The following is a 17,763-nucleotide window of genomic DNA, read 5'->3' as shown; positions in this document are numbered from 1 at the left end:
AAGATTTGAGTTATTATGAATAATTGATAGTTTTATAGGTAGGTATTAAGTATAGATGATAAGCGGAATTTAGACCATTTAAAAATAATTCATCATACTTCCAAATGCAAAAATTCCAATTCTATTTCTTGTGGCGGATTTTTCAGCTGTTCAATTTTGAATCTGCCGCATTGTGAAACAGGCGTTTTGCTGTAAACTTTCAGCGTTTCAGGCTGGCTGGCATGCCATTCCACATAAGATTGTGGCTCAATCGGGCAAGTTGGCGTATTTTTCACAATCGTCCCCGATACGGCATACAAATCGCGACTTTGCAAATTCAAATACCAATTGCTCATTGTTTCTAAATCAAATAAATTAAAAGACAAAGTATCGCCATAATCATTGCCTGTCCACATATCTGGCAAACTGTTACCCATAAAACGCGTGCGGAAAATGCGGCTTTTTTCAGGCAGCCTGAAACTCAATTCGCCATTTTTACTTTGAAATTCATTACCTTCTGCCAACACGCACATATCAAACACAAATTCAGGCGCGGGCTGCTCGGCAGAGATGTTCGGCACTTTGTCCATTGGGTACGGTTTTAGGATTTCGGGGCGTTTCCAATGTACTTCGTCTTTGCAGATGAAACCGTTGATTTTACTTGGTTCTGCCAATACGGTATCTAAATACCAACCCCAATGAATTTGGGTTTCACGCTCTTTTTCAGGCAGCGTTTTGCACACTTCAAAATCAAAATTGTGCCGTTCAAAACAATGCGAACTTTGCAAACGGCGATTAATCGATTTCAATAGTAAACCCTGCCACATAACTGCTTGTGGGAATTCGGCTGTTTCAAAATATTCGGGTTTAACCGCTTCTTCGCCAACGCTGTGTTTGCTCAACAATCCCAATTTCGTACCTGCGGGCATGGTTATGCCTGCCAAAGTGGCTTCTTGCTGCAAGGTTGGGAATTGTTTCGCCATTTCGCGTTCATATTCGGCTTGCCATTGGCGTTCGCGTTCTGCACGGGCTTGTTCGGCAGACATTTCGGCAAATGCCAATATAGGTAGCAATGACAGTATTAAAATGGGTGTGTAAGTCATCGTTTTCCCTTTTATTTTAGTTAAAACCAAATTTAATAATAAAATATTGTAGTGCATTTCATAAAAAAATACCATTCAAATCTCTCATTTGAATGGTATTTTCATCAAGAACAATTACATAAACCCACGCACATACTGTCTTGGCACAAACTGCATTTCGCTACTGTCCGCCCCATTTTGCTGATATTGAGCATTTAGCACCCAATACGGGTCTCGCAAAAGCCCACGACCAACCGCCACCAAATCGGCATCACCCACGCCCAAAATATGGTCAGCTACCGCCACATTGTCCAGCATACCGACCGCAATCACGGGCTTGTTAGTTGCGTGTTTGACTTTCCTGGCCAAATCCACTTGATAGCCTGCATAAAATTCAGGGTGATTGCCCTTGTGGAGTACGCCATCGCCACCACCGCTGACATCAAACATATCCGCCCCTGCGTCAGAAAATCATTTGGCAATTTCCACGCCATAATCGCTGTCAAAGCCGTCTTTGCCGTATTCTTGGGCGGAAATTCGCACGATTAAGGGCATATCGGCAAGCATTACTTTTTTAGCGGCAGCAATCACTTCCACGCCAAACAAGGCTTTGTCTTGACCGTATTCATCGGTGCGAGTATTGGATTTTGGCGAATAAAATTGATGAATCAAATAACCGTGAGCTCCGTGCAGTTCAATCGCATCAAAACCTGCGTCCACCGCTCTTTTGACCGAATTGGCAAACGCCCCAACCAACTCTTTGACTTCATCGGTGGTCAGCTCTTTTGGCGTAATCAAATTTTGCCCTGCATAATCTAACTCGCCATAATGAATGGGGCTTGGGGCTTGGGGCAACGGCATTGGGTTCATCTTGGGCTTTGCGACCTGCGTGGGCGATTTGCACGGCAATTTTTGCTCCGTGAGAATGTACGCTGTCCACGATTTTTTTGAATGCGTCTTTTTGTTCATCATTCCAAAGACCCAAGCAGTTCGGTGTGATGCGACCATTTGGGGCGACATTGGTCATCTCCACGATAATGAGACCCACGCCACCAATGGCACGGCTGGTGTAATGCACCAAATGCCAGTCGTTTGGCACGCCATCTGTGACGGAATATTGGCACATTGGCGGCATTACCACGCGGTTTTTGAGGTCAAGGTTTTTAAGGGAAAAGGAGGTAAAAAGGTTGCGGATTTTTGCCATTGTTCGTCTCTTACTCGGTTTAAAATGCTGATATTTTAGAGAAAATATGGTATCATTTCAAATTGATTATTTTGATAGTTAGATATAATGCTCATTGATAGTGGCAAAAGCATTTAACTGCCTATATTACCTTTTACGCAAGCAAGGAAAAACAATGACCGCACAACAGCAACGCGTCGAACTGCACCGCCGTATTTGGCAAATCGCCAACGAAGTACGAGGCTCTATTGACGGTTGGGACTTTAAACAATATGTTTTAGGTGCTTTATTTTATCGCTTTATCAGCGAAAATTTTTCTGCCTATATTGAAGCAGGCGACGATGGCGTTCATTATGCCAGCTTTCCAGATGATAGCTCGATTTTGGCACAAATCAAAGAAGACACCATAAAAACCAAAGGCTATTTTATTTATCCTAGCCAATTATTTGAAAATGTCGCCAAAAATGCCAACGACAATCCCAATCTTAACACCGATTTAAAAGCCATTTTTGATGCCATTGAATCGTCCGCCAATGGCTTTGATTCTGAACGCGACATCAAAGGCTTGTTTGCTGATTTTGATACCACATCAAACCGTCTGGGCAATACCGTTGCCGATAAAAACAAACGCCTAGCATCTGTCTTAAAGGGTGTGGCGGAATTGGATTTTGGCGATTTTAAAAACAATCAAATTGATTTGTTTGGCGATGCTTATGAATTTTTGATTTCCAATTATGCTGCCAATGCAGGCAAATCGGGCGGTGAATTTTTTACCCCACAAAATGTTTCTAAATTAATTGCCCAATTGGCTTTACACGGTCAAACCAGTATTAATAAAATCTATGACCCTGCTTGTGGTTCTGGCTCATTATTATTACAAGCCAAAAAACAATTTGACGAACACATTATTGAAGACGGATTTTTTGGGCAAGAGATTAACCACACCACTTATAACCTTGCCCGTATGAATATGTTTTTGCACAATATCAATTACGACAAGTTTGAAATTGCATTGGGCGATACCCTACTTTCGCCCCAATTTATTGATGGCAAACCTTTTGATGCGATTGTGTCCAATCCGCCTTATTCGATTAATTGGATTGGCTCGGGCGACCCCACCTTAATCAATGATGACCGTTTTGCCCCTGCTGGCGTACTCGCTCCCAAATCAAAAGCCGATTTTGCCTTTATTATGCACGCCCTAAATTATTTATCTGCCAAAGGGCGGGCGGCAATTGTTACTTTTCCAGGGATTTTTTATCGTGGCGGGGCGGAAGCAAAAATCCGCAAATACTTAGTTGATAATAATTTTGTAGAAACCGTGATTGCCCTTGCGCCCAATTTATTTTTTGGTACAAGCATTGCGGTGAATATTTTGGTATTATCCAAACACAAAACAAGTAACCAAATTCAATTTATTGATGCCAGCAAATTATTCAAAAAAGAAACCAATAATAATATTTTGACCGATGAGCATATCGCTCAAATTTTACAAATCTTTGCCGACAAAAGCGAAATCGCCCATTTTAGTGCCAATATTGACAGCAACCAAATTGCCGAAAATGATTATAATCTTTCTGTGTCCAGCTATGTAGAAGCAGAAGATACCAGAGAAGTGATTGATATTACGCTATTAAATGAAGAAATTCGCCAAACGGTAAGTAAAATTACCACTTTACGCCAAAGTATTGATGATATTATTGCGGAGATTGAAGCATGAAAACCAATCCGATTATGGAAAAACTCATCAACGCAGGCATACTTGCCCGCCATGCCGAAGCCGTGGAATGGAAGACGTTGGGAGAGGTAACAGAAGTTGCGGATAATTTGAGAAAGCCCGTAAAAGCAGCTCTGCGAGTTTCTGGGGATATTCCTTACTATGGAGCAAATAATATTCAAGATTATGTTGATGGATATACTCATAATGGAGAGTATGTATTGATTGCTGAAGATGGTTCAGCGAGTCTCGAAAATTATTCAGTTCAATGGGCAACTGGAAAATTTTGGGCAAACAATCATGTTCATGTTGTTTGTGGAAAGGAAGAATTGAATAATAGATTTTTATTTCATTATTTACGTCAAATGAATTTTATACCGTACTTAACAGGGAGTGGGAGGGCGAAGCTCACAAAAGCAAAAATGCTGGAAATTCCAATCCCCATTCCCCCACTGGAAGCGCAACGTAAAATCGTCCAAATTTTGGACGCATTTACCGCCGTAACCGCCGAGCTAACCGCCGAGCATACACTAAGACAAAAGCAATATCAATACTACCGTGATTTATTATTGGATTTTGATAATTTAAACAATCCGTTTGCAAAGGGTATTAATGTAGAATGGAAAAGCTTGGGGGATATTACTTCAAAAACCCAAAATATCAAATGGAAAGATAATTTAAATTCATATCAATATATTGATTTAACATCTGTTGATAGAGAGAATAATCAAATTATTGAAACCATAGAAATCAATGCAAACAGTGCACCAAGTAGAGCACAAAAAGTTGTTCAAAAAAATGATGTTATTTTTGCAACAACTCGCCCAACACAAATGCGTTTAACAATTATTCCAGATGAATTTGATAAACAAATTGCAAGCACGGGATATTGTGTTTTGAGAGCAAACGAAGGTGAAGTTTTGCCTGAATGGATATATTTTAATTTAAAAACTTTGGGTTTTCAAACATACCTTGAAAATAATCAGAGTGGTTCGGCTTACCCCGCCATATCTGATAAGTTGTTAAAAGAATTTCAAATCCCACTCCCACCACTAGAAACCCAAACCCAAATTGTCGCCATTTTGGATAAATTTGACACACTTATCCACTCGATTTCTGAGGGTTTGCCCCGTGAAATTGAACTGCGTCAAAAGCAATATGAATATTATCGGGAGTTGTTGCTTGATTTTGCTTGACTGATTTTTTTGATACGGGTCAAAAATCCAAAAATTTACCCACATTTTACCAATATGGGTAGAAAATGCGATTTTTTACCCATATAATAGGGCTTTTGAGTAAAAAATCCAAAAATTTACCCACATTGACAGTCATATAGGTAAAAATATGCAATTTCTTCCCTTTTTGGAGCTGGAAAATCTTGAAACCAAAGCTGTGCTAAAGAAGGTGGCATCAGCAAACCGTTACTTGGCAGAGCTCAAAGGGGTGGTGCTGTCCATTCCCAATGAAGCAATTTTAATCAATACGCTCGCCTTGCAAGAAGCCAAACATAGTTCCGAAATTGAAAATATTGTTACTACGCACGATGATTTGTTTAAATCAGACATTACACAAGATAACATCAATCTTGCGACCAAAGAAGTGCAAAATTATCGCGAGGCTTTGCTTTTTGGTTTTTTTGAGGTGCGCACAAATAAAATCATTCGCTTAAATGATATTTTATACATACAGCAATTGCTAGAAAGAAATAAGGCGGGCTTTCGCAAGGTCTCTGGCACAACATTAAAAGACAGTTTTGGCAATATCATTTATACACCGCCACAACACCCTGATGAAATTGTCAGTTTAATGGCAAATTTGGTTGAATTTATCAATGATAATTCATTAAGCGAGCTAGACCCTTTGATTAAAATGGCTATTATTCATCATCAATTTGAAAGTATTCATCCATTTTATGACGGAAACGGTCGTACAGGGCGTATTTTAAATATGCTTTATTTGGTTATGCAGGGGTTATTGGATTTGCCTGTTTTATATTTGAGTCATTATTTAATCCATCACAAATCCGAATATTATCAATATATCCAAGAGGTTAGAGATACAGGGAATTGGGAAAATTGGCTGTTGTATATGCTAGATGGTGTAGAAAAAACAGCCATCTCCACCATTGAATTGGTCAAAGAAATCAAAGCATTAATTCAGATTTATAAACACAAAATGCGTACAGAAAAACCAAAAATATACCAACAGGAGTTACTTAATAACCTATTCAATCACCCTTATACAAAAATTGAATTTGTGATGAATGATTTAAAGGTAACTCGCAAAACTGCCAGTAAATATTTGGATGAACTGGTGGAAATTGGTTTATTGGAAAAAGAGAAGATTGGACGCAGTGCGTATTATATTAATAGACCTTTGTTTAATTTGTTTTTAAATCGCAATTAAATTTTATATGTTGCCAAAAATAGGAATAAAGATGACCACCCAAACCACCCCCATTACCGAAACCAATCATTTTATTGTTTTGGACAAATACGAAAAAATTGACCAATCGGGTGCCAGTTATCAAAGCGAAAGTGCTTTGGAAAAAGAATTGATTGAAGATTTAATCAATCAGGGTTATGAATATCGCCGTGATTTAAATAGTCAAGCCAAACTATTGGCAAATGTGCGTGAACAATTACAAAAGCTCAATCAAATGGCTTTTTCGGACAAAGAATGGGGGCGTTTTGCCTTGGAATATTTGGATGTGCCGTCCGAAAATATTATCCAAAAAACCCGTAAAATTCACGATGATTATATTTGTGATTTTGTCTTTGATGATGAGCATATCCAAAACATTTATTTGCTGGACAAAAAGAACATTGCCCGTAATTTTGTACAAGTCATCAATCAATTTGAACAAACAGGCAATCACGAAAACCGCTATGATGTTACCATTTTGGTCAATGGCTTGCCTTTGATTCAAATTGAACTTAAAAAACGAGGCGTTGCCATTCGTGAAGCCTTTAATCAGGTGCATCGTTATAGCAAAGAGAGTTTTAATTCGGATAATTCGTTATTTAAATTCTTACAAATTTTTGTCATTAGTAATGGCACAGATACCCGTTATTTTGCCAATACCACCAAACGCGATAAAAACAGCTTTGATTTTACAATGAATTGGGCTCGCTCGGATAATACACTAATTAAAGACTTAAAGGATTTTACCGCCACTTTTTTTCAAAAAAATACATTATTAAATGTGCTATTAAATTATTCGGTGTTTGATGTTAGTGATACGCTACTAATTATGCGACCTTATCAAATTGCCGCCGTAGAACGCATTTTGTGGAAAATTCAAAGTTCGGCACAAAGCAAGAATTGGAGCAATACCGAGAGTGGTGGTTTTATTTGGCATACCACAGGTTCGGGCAAAACTTTAACCAGTTTTAAGGCGGCTCGTTTGGCGACAGAGCTTGACTTTATTGATAAAGTCTTTTTTGTGGTGGATAGAAAAGATTTAGATGATCAAACGATAAAAGAATACCAACGCTTTTCGCCTGATAGTGTGAATGGCTCAGAAAGTACCGCAAGACTCAAACGCAATATAGAAAAAGACGATAATAAAATTATTGTAACCACCATTCAAAAACTCAATAATTTGATGAAATCGGAAGAGAATTTACCAATTTATCAAAAACAAGTGGTGTTTATTTTTGATGAATGTCATCGCTCACAATTTGGTGAAGCACAAAAGAATTTAAATAAAAAATTCAAAAAGTTTTGCCAATTTGGTTTTACGGGCACGCCTATTTTTCCACAAAATGCTTTGGGTGCAGAAACCACCGCCAGTGTTTTTGGGCGAGAGCTTCATTCTTATGTGATTACCGATGCCATTCGTGATGAAAAAGTTTTAAAATTTAAAGTGGATTATAATGATGTTCGCCCACAATTCAAATCCATCGAGAGCGAACAAGATTTAAAGAAATTATCGGCATTTGAAACCAAACAAGCACTTTTGCACCCCGAGCGAATTACCAAAATCAGCCAATATATTTTGGATAATTTTAAACACAAAACCCACCGTTTGAATGCAGGTGGCAAAGGCTTTAATGCAATGTTTGCGGTAAGTTCAGTTGATGCTGCCAAAGCCTATTATGAGGCTTTTAAAGAATTGCAAAAAGAGCAAGAAAAACCTTTAAAAATAGCGACCATTTTTTCATTTTCTGCCAATGAAGCCCAAGATGCGATTGGCGATATTGAAGATGAAGGCTTTGAATTAACGGCAATGAATAGCAGTGCCAAAGAATTTTTGCAGTCCGCCATTAATGATTATAACGCTCTATTTCAAAGCAATTACAGCGTAGAAAGTCGTGAATTTCAAAATTATTATCGTGATTTAGCCAAACGGGTTAGAAATCAAGACATTGATTTATTGATTGTGGTTGGTATGTTTTTAACAGGATTTGATGCACCGACTTTAAACACTTTATTTGTGGATAAAAACTTGCGTTATCACGGTTTGATACAAGCCTATTCACGTACCAATCGTATTTATGATACCACCAAATCTTTTGGCAATATCGTAACTTTCCGTGATTTAGAACAAGCCACCATTGACGCCATTACTTTATTTGGCGATAAAAATACCAAAAATGTGGTATTGGAAAAAAGCTATCAAGAATATATGGACGGCTATACCGATAACCAAACAGGCGAGGCTCGGCGGGGTTATTTGGAAGTTGTCAAGGAATTAAATGAACGATTCCCCAATCCTGAAAAAATAGAAACCGAAAAAGACAAAAAAGAATTTGCCAAATTATTTGGTGAGTATTTGCGTGCCGAAAATATTTTGCAAAATTATGATGAATTTACCGCATTAAAAGAAATACAAACAGTTGATTTGAATGATGAAACTGCGGTAATGGAATTTAAAACCAAATTTCAATTAAGCGATGATGATTTTGCCACCATGCAAAATATACCAATGCCATCTGAGCGAGCGGTGCAAGATTATCGTTCTACTTATAATGACATTCGTGATTGGCTTCGTCAGCAAAAAGGGGCGGAAAACCAAAATCAAATCCAAATTGATTGGGACGATGTGGTTTTTGAAGTGGATTTATTAAAATCACAAGAGATTAATTTGGATTATATTTTGGAACTTACTTTTGACCATCACAAAAAAATCAAAGATAAGACGGCATTGGTAGAAGAAATTCGCCGTACCATTCGGGCAAGTATCAGTAATCGTGCCAAAGAGGGTTTGGTGGTGGATTTTATTAATCAAGCGGATTTGGACAGCATTCCTGATAAGCCAAGTATTATTGGTGAGTTTTATGAATTTGCCCAAAGCGAACAAAAACACGAAGCCGATGAACTTATTAGCGAAAATAATTTAAATACGGAGGCTGCCAGACGCTATTTGATGACTTCGTTAAAACGAGAATATGCCAGTGAAAATGGTATGGATTTGAATGCGGTATTGCCCAAAATGAGCCCACTCAATCCCAATTATCTGACCGCCAAACAAACTATTTTTCAGAAAATTGCGGCGTTTGTGGAGAAGTTCAAAGGAATTGGGGGCGAAGTGTAATAATGACCGACCTTCGTAAACTCGACTTAAACTTACTTAAAGCCTTTGTCGTATTATTAGACGAATGCAATGTCAGCCGTTCGGCACAAAGACTCTCCGTTACCCAGCCTGCGATGAGCGGGATTTTAAATCGCTTGCGGGAAAGTTTTAATGACCCCTTATTTGTACGGGTTCAGCACGGTATGCAGCCGACCGACAGGGCGTTGGAGCTTGGGCATATCGCTCGGCGTGTCTTGCAGGACGTGAATTCCATGCTCGCCCCACCCAAACTAGAACCTGCCAATTTGTCCATGACCCTACGCATTGGGGCGATGGATTATGTTCAGCAGATTATCGCTTTGCCCCTTATTTTAAGGTTAAGACGACTCGCCCCGAACGTAAAAGTCGCCTTATTGCCCGTGCAAGGACAAAATATCAAAACTTTGCTTGACAAAAATACCATTGATTTGGCATTGGTTGGGCAACACCACATCACAGGCGATATACCCCAAACCCTGCTGTATAAAGAAAGCTACGTCTGTACGATGAGCAAAACGCACCCCATGGCAAACACCGCTTTGACGCTTGATGAGTTTTGTGAATTGCCCTTTGCCATGCTGTCGTACAATGGTGGTGAGTTTAGTGGAGCAACCGACATTGCCCTACAAAAATTGGGGCGAAAACGCAAAGTGATGGTGTCGGTTGACCACATCTCGCTGTTGCCACAGCTTTTGAACGACTCGGATTTGGTGGCGGTATTGCCCAAACATCTTGCCCAAACCCTGCCAAACGTCCGCCTGCAAAATCCGCCCATAAATATTGACGGCTTTACCATCATGATGACGTGGCACGAACGCACGCATCACGACATTGCTCATCAGTGGATTAGGGGGGTTGTGCTTGATGTGATTGGGGGTGTTGAACATTGATAGCATATTAGTGGAATTTGATTGGGGCGTGCCAAACCTTTATAATACAATTTAATGTTTAGAAATTTTATAGAAGTAAAATGATGTTTTGCATGAAAAATGACTATCCGACCACTTAATTTAAAAAAAATTAAGTTAAAACTCTTAAAATTTACCCAGTCAAGTGGTCAGATTGCTTTTCATCGCCAGAAACTTGCTTGATAAAAACTCACAACCTGCGTTTTTTTCCTTGAAAAACGGGCGATTCCCCTGCTTTTTTAAACAGACATTTTTCATTGCAAATACAAAAGGCAGGCACGCCCTTTCCACTGTTTGTAGATAATTTCTATCTGCTGTTATATTGGCGTTGATGATTAACCCCACTGCCTATCCCGAAACGCCACCGCCATGTCTTTGGCTTTTTTAATGGCAAGTTTGCGGTTATGACTGGCAAAGAGCTTTAATTGCCACAGTTTTTCTTGGTATAAAGTCAGATGGTCGTTTGGGTGCATGCGATTGATAAGGCGTTTGCTTGCCAGTACCGCATCAGGCGAGCGAGTGGCAATCTCATCGGCTAGGGCTTTGGCACGTGCCATCGGCTCATCATCTATATGAGTGATGAGTCCGTAGTCATAAGCGGTCTGGGCATCAAGCAGGCGAGCAGACATGGCAAGCTCTTTTAGCTTATCCTTACCGATATCTCTGGCAAGACGGGTCAGTCCCATGTCAGCGACCAGCCCCCATTTGGCTTCAAGTACCGACCATGTCGCCGATGGGTGGCTGATACGCACATCCGCCCCCATGGCAAGCTGTAACCCTGCCCCAAGGCACGCACCATCGACCACGGCAATCACTGGCACAGGTAGGCTCTGCCAAATTAGGCACACCTTTTGAAACAAGCTAGGGGCTGGCTTTATCAGCTCTTTGGTGGCAAAAATCATGTTCTTGGGTGAGCCAAACACCGCCAAGTCCAGTCCACTACAAAAATCCGTCCCGCCCGTGATGATGACGGCACGCACCGATTTGTCCGCCTTGATGTGGCGTGCGGTCTTGATTAACTCTTGCATCATCACAAAGTCCATGGCGTTCTTTTTGTGGGGGCGAGATAAGGTAATGATGGCGGTGTGGTTATCATGGCTTAGCGTGAGTGTTTGCATGGGATCTCCTTTGTTATGCTTTAAACCATTTTCCAAGGTAGGGTGTCTTCATCATCATGACCGCCCGACTTAGGCGTCGGGTCGGGGGCGGATGAGTTTATTACCCCATTTGCCAAAAAGTCTTCGATGTCAATATTTTCAAGGCTCTCTAGGGCATCGATGAGTGAGCGGTAACTGGGGCGAATGCTGATGAATTGCCCTGCTGATGTGTCGTCCAAATTGGCACGGCACTTTTGTTCAAAGTCTTCTGCCGTGTCTCTAAGGCGTGGCACGCCCGTGTAGCGACTGCCCCCGACCAACCGATGTGTGATGTCAGCAAGGGCGACCCTATCTCTATCCGCCCACGCTCGTTCTAGAGCGAGCTTTTCGCTCTCGCTGCTCTCAATAAGTAGTGAGAGTAAGGTTTTGGCAAGGTCGTCTTTGTTGGCAGAGCGTGCCAATGCGTCCGCCCAGTCGATGTCAAGCAGGGTGGGTTTGGCTTTATCAGCTTTATGGGCGTGCTTGCTCTGTTGGGGAGGCAACCCATTGTCATCCACGCCTTTATCCATGCCTTTATTTGTGTCTTTGCCTGTACCATCATCCATGTCATCGCCCGTCAGTTTGCTCATCTCGCCATAGGGCGTACCTGCAAAGTTGGGCGTGCCGTCTGTGGGGACAAGCACAGGTCTGCCCGACTCGCCAAGCCAGCGTGAGAGCGTCTGCACCAACTGTTCATGCCCGATGGGCTTGCCGACATAGTCACTAAGCCCTGCCGACACCAATCGCTCTTTTTCGTCAGACAGACCGTGGGCGGTTAGGGCGATGATGGGGATGGGGGGGCGGTTGTGACTCTCTTCGATTTTGCGGATTTGGATACTCGCTTCTAACCCTGACATTCTGGGCATTTGAATGTCCATAAAAATCAAATCAATCCGCTCGCCCATACTGATGGCACGGGTCATGGTCTCGATGGCATCAAAGCCATTATGGGCGGTGATGACTGCCACGTCAAGCTCGCCAAGCAAGGCTTCTAGCACGAGCAGGTTAGGCGGATGGTCGTCCACTGCCAACACCCGATGACCTGAGAATTTACTGATGGGGGTATCCTGCATGGGCTTGTCATCGGCGAACATGGCGATGAGTTGGCGTTTGTTCATGGGTTCGTAGAGTGCGTGCGTTTGGTATTTGTCCAGTAGGGTGTTGTCCATGCCCACTTGATAGCCATAGGCGGACAGTTTGCCCTGATAGCGAGAGCGGATTTGGCGAAGGATGGCACCGACATCATCCAAGGACGCGTCCTGCCCAAAATAGTCCACAATCACCCAGTCAAAGCCATGCCCTGTCTTGTCCAGTTGTTCTAATAAATCGGCAAAGCCGATGGCAAAATGCACGTCCACGTCCGACCCTGCCAAGGTTGCTTTTAGCACTTGGATGGCAGGGGCGTGGTTTATCCACACCAACAGTTTGGTTGGGGCAAGTTTTGTTAGACTGTATAAATCATCATCGGTATCTGCGTCATCAGGAGCTTGCACGCTTGCACCGCCTGAATGAACGGGCATTTCAAACCAAAACGTCGCCCCTGTCTTGGCGATGTTTTCGCTGTTATTGTCATAAAAACCTATCGTTCCGCCCATCAGCTCGGTCAGCTGTTTACTAATCACAAGTCCCAGTCCCGTTCCGCCATAACGACGGGTCACTGACAAATCGCCTTGGCTAAAACTTTTAAACAGCGACGCTTTGTCATCATCGGACACGCCTTTGCCTGTGTCTTCAACGCTGATGTTTAGATAGCCATCATTGTCATCGGACAGACCCACACGCACCACCACGCCCCCTGTATCAGTGAACTTGATGGCATTACCAACGAGATTGGTTAGGATTTGTTTGACTCGCAGACTGTCACCTGTCACACGGTTTGGCACGTCATTATAAAACAGCACAGACAGCCTAAGGTGCTTTTCTAGCGCCATGGGCGAGAGCATGTCCACCACGTCATAGATGGCAGAGTACAGGTCAAATACATGACTGTCTAGCACGAGCTTGTCCGCTTCTAATTTTGAAAAATCAAGCACGTCATTGACCAAAGCGAGCAGATGGGCGGATGATTTTTTGATGGTCTGGACGTACAGGCTTTGCTCGGCACTTAGACCGTTACGACCATCATGGCGACCATCGTGCCGAGCCAGTAGGTTGATAAAGCCGTCAATGCTGTTTAAAGGTGTGCGTAACTCATGACTGATGTTTGCCAAAAATGCCGACTTGGCATGGCTAGATGACACCGCCAAATCCCGAGCCTTGCGAATGGAGATGGTCTGCATTTCCATCTCATCTAGGGCGTGCTGTAAATCCTGTTCGGTCTCATTGGCGTGGGTTTTTAGCTCATTAAAACTTGCTGACAGTCGTCTCATGGCTTGGACAAAGTCCCGTTGTAGTAGGGAGAACTCGCCAGAGGTGTTTACTTTGATGGGTTTATCCAAATTCTCGGTGGTCAATTTTTGTAAAAATAACCGCATCTCATAAATTGGTGCTATCCAGCGTTTTGAATAAATATTTAAAATCAGCAGTAGCAAAAGTAGTGTAATCAGTCCTGTGATGGCAAGGGCAAGCACCACCCGATAACTGGTAATGGTTAAAGGCTCGCTGTCCATCTCCACGACAACATAATAAGGCACGCCATTAAAACTCATCGCTCTGGCATAGCTTGTGCCGTAAGTGGTTTTTTGGCGTTCAAAATCATTATCTTTGGCAAGCAGTCGCCCCACCTCAAAGGGCGTGTCGCCATCATAACCGCCATGACTGGCCAGCAAACGATAATCCCCATCAAAAATCGCCATGCGGTACACTTGCTTGGGCAAGATTTTATGAAAAAACTCATCAAGAGCAGGCACGCTCAACGCACCATCACTCATCGCCTCTGTACGGGCAAAATGACGGGTCAGCACCATTTCATAATTTAACAACGCACTGTATGCCAAAGCGTCTTGCTTGTCAAGGCTCGCCGTTCGCACCTCTTTAAAAACAAGCACCCCACCAACCATCGCCAAGATGACTATCGGCAAAAACACAAGGGCGACCAATTGCCCGTAAGCACTGCGTAAGTTAAAAGGGGTTTTTTTCATGAGTGGGCTATGTTGTCAGGCAGATGGCATAGTTTAGCATAATTTCAAGGTGAATTTTAGGGCTGATTTAGGGGGTTTTAAGATGATTTTTAAGGCAAATTTACTGGTAAATTTAACGGCAAAAATCCGTTTGTGCTATAATGTCGCCATTTTAATAGATAGATGACCACCTAACCATGACTGATTTGACCGCCCCAAACGCCCTAAATCGCACCCTATCCCACACCGTTGGCAACACGCCCCTTGTCCGTCTGACACGTCTTGCTACGGACGTAAATGCTGATATCTTTGCCAAGTTAGAAGGCAATAATCCTGCAGGCTCAGTCAAAGACCGCCCTGCTTTTAATATGATAAGCCAGGCCCAAAAACGTGGGCAAATCAAACAAGGTGACACGCTCATTGAAGCCACAAGCGGTAATACAGGTATTGCCCTTGCCATGGTGTCCGCCATGCTCGGCTACAAGATGACCCTTATCATGCCGTCCAATTCCACCCAAGAACGTAAAAACGCCATGCGTGCCTATGGGGCGACCTTGATAGAAGCGGATAATATGGAAATGGCTCGGGACATGGCGCTGCAAATGCAAGCGGACGGCAAAGGGATTGTGCTTGACCAATTTAACAATGACGACAACTGGCAAGCCCACTACAAAACCACCGCCCCTGAGATTTGGGAGCAGACAGGCGGACGGATTACCCATTTTGTGAGCAGTATGGGGACGACAGGGACGATTATGGGTGTGTCTCGCTTTTTAAAAGAAAAAAACCCTGATATTCAAATCATCGGTCTGCAACCATCAGACGGCTCAAACATTGCAGGGATACGCCGTTGGGAGCCAGAATATTTACCCAAGATTTTTGACAAATCGTGGGTGGATACGATTATGGACATCAACCAAACAGATGCCGAACATTATATGCGAGCATTGGCACGCACCGAAGGGATATTTTGTGGGGTGTCAAGCGGTGGGGCAGGCTTTGCAAGCCACCAAATCGCCAAACAAATCAAGGCAGATGACCCCAAAGCCGTCATTGTCTTTATCGTCTGTGATAGGGGGGATAGATACTTATCGACAGGGCTGTTTGGGGTTTAATTTTATTGGTTCATTTTTAAGGAAAAAAAGTCATGCCTACCGCACCAATTCTCATTTTTGATATTGAGACCATACCTGACCTTGATACAGGGCGACTGCTCTACCCTGAGATTGCCACGCTGTCTGATGATGACGCCCAGACGGCTCTGACCGCCATCAGGGAAGCAGAAGCGGGTAATGCCTTTATGCGCCTGCCTTTGCATAAAATCGCCTGTTTGTCCTTTTTGTGGGTCAGTGAGGATAAATTTAGCCTAAAATCGCTAAGCCTACACCAGATGAGTGAGGCGGAGATTTTGACGACCTTTTTTAGGGCATTTAATCAAAAACCTGCCCCCACGCTCGTGTCATGGAATGGGGCAGGGTTTGACTTGCCTGTCATGCTCTATCGTGCCTTGCATCATAGGCTGACCGCTCCCACGCTCTTTAACAGCCAGTCGCCCAATTATCTGTATAAATATGGCGACGCCCACATTGATTTGATGGATAAATTATCACTGGGTAATTATGGCAACAAACAAAAGCTAGACACCATTGCCAGTCTGTGTGGTTTTGCTGGCAAGGGTGGTATTGATGGCTCGCAAGTCGTGCCGATGGTCAAAGCAGGACAGTGGGACAAGCTGACCACCTACTGCGAATCGGACGTGCTAAACACATGGCTCATTTACCTACGCTGGCAACTTCTAACGGGTAAATTTAGCCCTGATGTCATGGCAAATTATGAAAAACTCACCCACGACAAATTATCACAAATAAAAGACGGTGAGACGGTACGACACGCTGAATTTTTGGAGGCATGGCGGTAGGATTGGGGCGGTTGGAATGGTTTTGTTTGGTGGGTATAAATAAATCCCTGTTTAGTCCGCCCACTTCTCAATCGCCCGTTCTACCACCATTTGTGTAAAGGCTTGGATGCTTGGCACGCCAGAACCACGAGGTCCGCCAAAATTTAAGCATTCAATTTGATATTTTTTAATAAAATCAAGAATATAATCAGACGCAATTTCCACCGAAAACACATTCATATCAATGAGCAAATAAGGTTTGTTTTGGCTGATACTAGTTTTTAAGGTCAATTCTGTTCCGCCTTTTGGCACAATTTGTGTATGATAAATAATCACGGTCGCATCGCTGTCTATTGCATTTTGGCGGGTGCGTTTGCGATAGCCTGCTCCCGCTAGGGGCGTGAGTGGGTATTTGTCATCAATCACACCATCTTCGGCTCGTCTGTCTTCGGGGTAATGTTCACCGCACGCCACGCCTTTGTTTAAGGCTGCGTCCAACGCACCCCTATCCACGCCCGTTTGTCCGCCACTGATAATTTTGGGGAAGGTCATTTTTATTCTCTCCTTATTGAGTTAAATCGGCAATTCTCTTAATCCTTGCCTACACCCATTTATTCTACGATATAGTTGATAATTATCATAAAATTCTTTTAAAGTTTGGAAAATTTCCACATTATCGGCAAATACAATTTCTTTGGCAATGGCGGACAATTCAAAATGCCAATACAAAGGCATTAAAGGGTTAATAAATTGTTCTGAGCCTTTGGTATGTTCCAAAGAATGATAATCGCCAAATTTACCACGCATTGCATTTACAATAGAATTATTAACAATGCTTTGTTTGGGTGCATTATTATTAGCATAAGTTAAAAAGTCCAAATACTTTTGACCTTCATTCATCTCTGGCATTAAAGAAAACGCTCCCAAATATGCTCCTTTTTTGGTTAAATTGGCGATATTTTGCAAACACGGATAATGGTCTAAACCGTGAAATTTTTCTACGCCAAATCCCACCACCATTAAATACGCCTTGTCAAATCCTGCTTTGGCACTTGCCAAAATGGACAAACTATCCTCTACAATGGTTACCACACCAAATTCATCTCCAAACATTAGGCTGTCCGTCCCACCGTCCGCCAATACCAAAGTATCAATCTAGTGTTTGTCTTTTAAATGCTGATAAATTTGCCGTAAGGGTTGCACGCCCATTCTGTTTTTAAATGCGTAAATAATTGGAATATCCTT

Annotated in this window: 14 protein-coding genes and 1 pseudogene; 7 read left to right on the top strand and 8 right to left on the bottom strand. The window is 42.5% G+C overall.

The window, feature by feature from the left end:
- Positions 1–92: 92 nt before the first annotated feature.
- From LP107_RS02485 to LP107_RS02475, 3 genes and pseudogenes are all read right to left on the bottom strand, one after another.
- A complete protein-coding gene (locus LP107_RS02485; RefSeq protein ID WP_264675975.1) occupies positions 93–1,157 on the bottom strand; it encodes a hypothetical protein in 1,065 nt (354 codons plus the stop codon).
- Between the two features lie 39 nt (positions 1,158–1,196).
- Positions 1,197–1,922, bottom strand: a pseudogene (locus tag LP107_RS02480) (oxidoreductase).
- Complete coding sequence (locus LP107_RS02475) at positions 1,828–2,187, bottom strand: oxidoreductase (protein WP_264675976.1); 360 nt, start codon at positions 2,185–2,187, stop codon at positions 1,828–1,830. The pseudogene LP107_RS02480 and the gene LP107_RS02475 overlap by 95 nt, the downstream one beginning before the upstream one ends.
- Before the next feature lie 232 nt (positions 2,188–2,419).
- Between LP107_RS02475 and LP107_RS02470 the strand changes: the two genes are divergently transcribed.
- The 5 genes from LP107_RS02470 (at position 2,420) to LP107_RS02450 (ending at position 10,408) form a co-directional block, all read left to right on the top strand.
- Positions 2,420–3,964: a type I restriction-modification system subunit M gene (locus LP107_RS02470; RefSeq protein ID WP_264675977.1), complete on the top strand. Its 1,545-nt coding sequence runs from the start codon at positions 2,420–2,422 to the stop codon at positions 3,962–3,964.
- Positions 3,961–5,157 carry a restriction endonuclease subunit S gene (locus LP107_RS02465; RefSeq protein ID WP_264676746.1) on the top strand — a complete coding sequence of 399 codons (1,197 nt, stop codon included), beginning with the start codon at positions 3,961–3,963 and terminating at the stop codon, positions 5,155–5,157. Before LP107_RS02470 ends, LP107_RS02465 begins: the two co-directional genes overlap by 4 nt.
- 148 nt (positions 5,158–5,305) lie before the next feature.
- Entirely contained in the window at positions 5,306–6,367 is a 1,062-nt protein-coding gene (locus LP107_RS02460; RefSeq protein WP_264675979.1) for a Fic family protein, read from the top strand.
- A gap of 31 nt (positions 6,368–6,398) precedes the next feature.
- Positions 6,399–9,500, top strand: coding sequence for a type I restriction endonuclease subunit R (locus tag LP107_RS02455; RefSeq protein WP_264682806.1), 3,102 nt, complete (start codon positions 6,399–6,401; stop codon positions 9,498–9,500).
- 2 nt (positions 9,501–9,502) lie between these two features.
- Entirely contained in the window at positions 9,503–10,408 is a 906-nt protein-coding gene (locus LP107_RS02450; RefSeq protein ID WP_112741812.1) for a LysR family transcriptional regulator, read from the top strand.
- A gap of 159 nt (positions 10,409–10,567) precedes the next feature.
- On the opposite strand, the gene LP107_RS02445 is transcribed toward LP107_RS02450, so the two are convergent.
- The 3 genes from LP107_RS02445 to LP107_RS02435 are packed head-to-tail and all read right to left on the bottom strand — an operon-like array spanning position 10,568 to position 14,642.
- A complete protein-coding gene (locus tag LP107_RS02445) occupies positions 10,568–10,771 on the bottom strand; it encodes a hypothetical protein (RefSeq protein ID WP_143821742.1) in 204 nt (67 codons plus the stop codon).
- Positions 10,762–11,544, bottom strand: coding sequence for a crotonase/enoyl-CoA hydratase family protein (locus tag LP107_RS02440; protein WP_078275168.1), 783 nt, complete (start codon positions 11,542–11,544; stop codon positions 10,762–10,764). Before LP107_RS02440 ends, LP107_RS02445 begins: the two co-directional genes overlap by 10 nt.
- Positions 11,545–11,564: 20 nt before the next feature.
- Positions 11,565–14,642, bottom strand: coding sequence for an ATP-binding protein (locus tag LP107_RS02435; protein WP_264675981.1), 3,078 nt, complete (start codon positions 14,640–14,642; stop codon positions 11,565–11,567).
- Positions 14,643–14,818: 176 nt separating this feature from the next.
- On the opposite strand from LP107_RS02435, the gene cysM reads away from it, so the two are divergent.
- Both cysM and LP107_RS02425 read left to right on the top strand, forming a co-directional pair.
- Positions 14,819–15,736, top strand: a complete 918-nt coding sequence (gene cysM, locus LP107_RS02430; protein ID WP_078275170.1) for a cysteine synthase CysM — start codon at positions 14,819–14,821, stop codon at positions 15,734–15,736.
- Between the two features lie 32 nt (positions 15,737–15,768).
- The gene (locus LP107_RS02425) at positions 15,769–16,539 is read left to right on the top strand and encodes a 3'-5' exonuclease (protein ID WP_078275171.1); all 771 of its coding nucleotides are present in this window, start codon (positions 15,769–15,771) and stop codon (positions 16,537–16,539) included.
- A 51-nt stretch (positions 16,540–16,590) separates the two neighbouring features.
- Here the strand turns inward: LP107_RS02425 and LP107_RS02420 are convergent, their stop codons facing one another.
- Positions 16,591–17,070 carry a putative molybdenum carrier protein gene (locus LP107_RS02420; protein WP_078275172.1) on the bottom strand — a complete coding sequence of 160 codons (480 nt, stop codon included), beginning with the start codon at positions 17,068–17,070 and terminating at the stop codon, positions 16,591–16,593.
- A gap of 21 nt (positions 17,071–17,091) precedes the next feature.
- On the bottom strand, positions 17,092–17,664 hold the full coding sequence (locus tag LP107_RS02415) for a DUF1152 domain-containing protein (RefSeq protein ID WP_322873928.1): 573 nt from the start codon (positions 17,662–17,664) through the stop codon (positions 17,092–17,094).
- Positions 17,665–17,763 lie beyond the last annotated feature (99 nt).

This window comes from Moraxella bovis, from assembly GCF_025985205.1.
In the GTDB taxonomy this organism is placed as follows: Bacteria; Pseudomonadota; Gammaproteobacteria; order Pseudomonadales; family Moraxellaceae; genus Moraxella; species Moraxella bovis.
Note: the sequence above shows the minus strand (reverse complement) of the source record. Positions and strands in the feature narration are given on the sequence as shown.